Origin of the sequence: Klebsiella sp. MS 92-3 (assembly GCF_000195655.1) — a bacterium.
In the GTDB taxonomy this organism is placed as follows: Bacteria; Pseudomonadota; Gammaproteobacteria; order Enterobacterales; family Enterobacteriaceae; genus Klebsiella; species Klebsiella pneumoniae.
This window is the reverse complement of the sequence record NZ_GL882724.1, coordinates 33,148-36,418: the sequence shown is the minus strand read 5'-3', so window position 1 is coordinate 36,418 and position 3,271 is coordinate 33,148. Positions and strand designations below refer to the sequence as shown.

Sequence of the window (3,271 nt, the reverse complement as noted above, 5' to 3'; positions counted from 1 at the left end):
ACCGGCCGGGAATCTGACCAGAAACCCGGTTTCCATGAATGCTGGACAATAAAAAGCCGGAACAGCGGTTCCGGCTCTTCAGTTAGGGCGAGATTACTTGTTGACGAAGTCTTCGCCGAGCGCGATATCTTTCTTCAGGGTGTCCAGCATGCCCTCCAGCGCCTGCTGTTCAAAGGCGCTGAGTTTGCCGATAGACTGTCGCTCTTCCACGCCGTTTTTCCCCAGCAGCAGCGGCTGGGAGAAGAAACGCGCATAGTGGCCGTCGCCTTCCACGTAGGCGCACTCCACCACGCCTTTTTCCCCCTGCATGGCGCGAACCAGAGAGAGACCAAAACGGGCAGCCGCCTGGCCCATCGACAAGGTCGCCGACCCGCCGCCCGCTTTCGCTTCCACGACTTCGGTACCGGCGTTCTGAATACGTTTAGTCAGGTCGGCAATTTCCTGATCGCTAAAGCTGACGCCGGGGATCTGCGACAGTAAAGGCAGAATGGTGACCCCGGAGTGACCACCAATGACCGGGACTTCCACCTCGGTTGCCGATTTACCTTTCAGCTCCGCCACAAAGGTATTGGAACGGATGATGTCCAGCGTGGTAACGCCGAACAGTTTGTTTTTATCGTACACGCCGGCTTTTTTCAGTACTTCGGCGGCGATAGCCACGGTGGTATTCACCGGGTTGGTGATAATGCCGATGCAGGCCTGCGGGCAGGTTTTGGCAATCTGCTGCACGAGGTTCTTCACGATACCCGCATTCACATTAAACAGGTCGGAACGATCCATGCCGGGCTTACGCGCCACGCCCGCGGAGATCAGCACTACATCCGCGCCTTCCAGCGCCGGAGTAGCGTCTTCACCGGAAAATCCTTTAATTTTTACATCTGTGGGGATATGACTTAGATCTACCGCCACGCCCGGCGTAACCGGAGCGATGTCGTACAACGAGAGCTCTGAACCTGAAGGCAGTTGGGTCTTAAGTAGTAGGGCAAGCGCCTGGCCGATACCACCGGCAGCGCCAAGGACTGCAACTTTCATCCTAAACTCCTTATTATGGTTAATTTAGTCTTTCGTTATTCCGTCGCCTGGACCTTAATTCACAAGATGAACAATTACAATGATTATGGCTGAAGAATGCATTATTGTGCGTAGCAATAGAACAGCGGCGCACTTTATGCTTCCTGACTGACCATCCAGCAAAGCGAAGTACCGGATCGACTATTGGTTACAATACACCCAGCCAGTTGCGCAAAACAACACCAACTCAATAACATTTCATTTACTTTTACATGGCTTTAAGCGTTGTGATGAGAACATGTTCCTTATACGGTTTTTTTGCTAAAATATGCCCCCTTCATAACATTATTGACCTATCCTTTCGCGGATTATTTGCATAAAAATTCATGGTTATGCATAATGATGTTGATTTTACCACCATAATCTGGGTGACTTATGCGAAGTTCGGCAAAACAAGAAGAACTGGTTAAAGCGTTTAAAGCGCTGCTTAAAGAAGAGAAATTCAGCTCGCAGGGAGAGATCGTCCAGGCGCTGCAGGAAGAGGGCTTCGAGAATATCAACCAATCGAAGGTTTCCCGCATGCTCACCAAATTTGGCGCGGTGCGTACCCGTAACGCCAAAATGGAAATGGTCTATTGCTTGCCTGCCGAGCTTGGGGTACCGACCACCTCCAGCCCGCTGAAGAATTTGGTGCTGGATATCGACTATAACGATGCCGTAGTGGTGATTCATACCAGCCCCGGCGCCGCACAGCTGATCGCCCGTCTTCTCGACTCGCTGGGCAAAGCGGAAGGCATTCTTGGCAGTATCGCCGGGGATGACACCATCTTTACCACGCCTGCGCGCGGTTTTACGGTGAAAGATCTGCACGACGCCATTCTGGTCCTGTTTGAGCAGGAACTCTGAGTAATTCCCCTCTGGCTACCGTCAGAGGGCGACTCCCCTTTCTTTTGCCTCTCCCCCCCTTCTGGCACAACAACTATTTAACACTTAGTGTCATTTACGCCGTCTATACGTTCTTTTACTAACGCGAAAATCGTAAAACGCACAAAAGATCAAATTCATATACCTTTATGAATTTATTAGAAATAAATCTTATCGCTGTCGCTAACGTGTCATTTTTTATTTTTTTTCGTTTTAAAAAGCGCAATCTATGTAACTATTAACTCACAAAACAATTAGCATGGTATTAATATTTTTGGTGATTAGTGTATACTTGGTTTTGTGATGAGGGTCACGAAACAAAGACCCCCAACAAAAAGATTCGACGAGGTGAACATCATGAAAATCAAAACCACTGTAGCTGCTATCAGCATCCTGTCCGTCGTGTCGTTTGGCGCTTTCGCCGCTGATATTATCAACAGCGAGCAGGCCCAGGGCCGCGAGGCCATCGGCACGGTTTCCGTCGGCGCGGTAGCATCTTCCCCGATGGATATGCATGAAATGCTGAACAAAAAAGCGCAGGAAGAAGGGGCTTCTTCTTACCGCATTATTGAAGCCCGCACTGGCGACCACTGGCATGCCACTGCTGAGCTGTATAAATAAGTTTTAGACGTCAACGATTAACCTGACAAAAATTCTCTCCCGCGGCCCGGCGACATACACCGCCCCGCCGCGGCAAAACAAAGACTGGAGTAAAGATTATGAAACGCGCAATGATCATCGCATCCCTTGGCCTGGCTTCCCTTCTCTCTTTCGGTGCCAGCGCGGCTGTCCAGCAAGTGAACGCAGAACAAGCCCAAAATCTGCAATCCATGGGCACCATCTCCGTATCCCAGGTAGGTAGTGCGCCAATGGACATGCGTCAGGAACTGGCGGCTAAAGCCGAGAAAGAAGGCGCCAGCAGCTACCGTATTATTGAAGCACGTACCGGCGATAGCTGGCACGCCACCGCTGAGCTGTACAAATAAACCCTCGTCGTCTTATTTCGACGACTTGCCCCCGCCTGCCGGGGGCTTTTTTATGCTTGTCGGGCATTAAAACGCAACTCCCCCTCCAGCTCTTCCTCTGCTTCATCAAACAATAAAATCAATGCGCCAAAGCGCCGGCGCTGCTTGTCATTTAAATGGATGAACTCAATATCCAGCGGCAGCGGTAGCAGGCCACCGGTCACTGCGTCCCATAGCGAATCCAGGTTGTTGACCTTATCCTGAGCCAGCTCGAAGGTTCGGGAAAACTCCCGGTAGAAATCCTGTTGTTCGGCGATTTCGTCAAAATCAAACGTATAGGTGGTCATGAACATCTCCCGTTGTATTGTGGT

5 protein-coding genes are annotated in these 3,271 nt (G+C 50.7%); 3 read left to right on the top strand and 2 right to left on the bottom strand.

The genetic code is table 11. From position 1 onward, the window contains the following. Positions 1-93: 93 nt before the first annotated feature. Positions 94-1,032: a malate dehydrogenase gene (gene mdh / locus HMPREF9538_RS24555; protein WP_002918570.1), complete on the bottom strand. Its 939-nt coding sequence runs from the start codon at positions 1,030-1,032 to the stop codon at positions 94-96. Between the two features lie 414 nt (positions 1,033-1,446). Between mdh and argR the strand changes: the two genes are divergently transcribed. The 3 genes from argR (at position 1,447) to yhcN-B (ending at position 2,921) form a co-directional block, all read left to right on the top strand. Beyond that, entirely contained in the window at positions 1,447-1,917 is a 471-nt protein-coding gene (gene argR / locus HMPREF9538_RS24560; RefSeq protein ID WP_002918625.1) for a transcriptional regulator ArgR, read from the top strand. 375 nt (positions 1,918-2,292) lie between these two features. Then, on the top strand, positions 2,293-2,556 hold the full coding sequence (yhcN, locus tag HMPREF9538_RS24565; RefSeq protein ID WP_002918626.1) for a peroxide/acid stress response protein YhcN: 264 nt from the start codon (positions 2,293-2,295) through the stop codon (positions 2,554-2,556). A 98-nt stretch (positions 2,557-2,654) separates the two neighbouring features. Then, positions 2,655-2,921: a DUF1471 family stress response protein YhcN-B gene (gene yhcN-B / locus HMPREF9538_RS24570; protein WP_002918627.1), complete on the top strand. Its 267-nt coding sequence runs from the start codon at positions 2,655-2,657 to the stop codon at positions 2,919-2,921. A 50-nt stretch (positions 2,922-2,971) separates the two neighbouring features. Here the strand turns inward: yhcN-B and HMPREF9538_RS24575 are convergent, their stop codons facing one another. Continuing rightward, positions 2,972-3,247 (bottom strand): barstar family protein, encoded by a 276-nt coding sequence (locus HMPREF9538_RS24575; RefSeq protein WP_002918629.1) that lies wholly within the window; start codon positions 3,245-3,247, stop codon positions 2,972-2,974. Positions 3,248-3,271: the final 24 nt, after the last annotated feature.

Coding starts and splice junctions, on each gene's coding strand:
- mdh (WP_002918570.1), bottom strand. CDS start 1,032: ATGAAAGTTGCAGTCCTTGGCGCTGCCGGTGGTATCGGCCAGGCGCTT.
- argR (WP_002918625.1), top strand. CDS start 1,447: ATGCGAAGTTCGGCAAAACAAGAAGAACTGGTTAAAGCGTTTAAAGCG.
- yhcN (WP_002918626.1), top strand. CDS start 2,293: ATGAAAATCAAAACCACTGTAGCTGCTATCAGCATCCTGTCCGTCGTG.
- yhcN-B (WP_002918627.1), top strand. CDS start 2,655: ATGAAACGCGCAATGATCATCGCATCCCTTGGCCTGGCTTCCCTTCTC.
- HMPREF9538_RS24575 (WP_002918629.1), bottom strand. CDS start 3,247: ATGACCACCTATACGTTTGATTTTGACGAAATCGCCGAACAACAGGAT.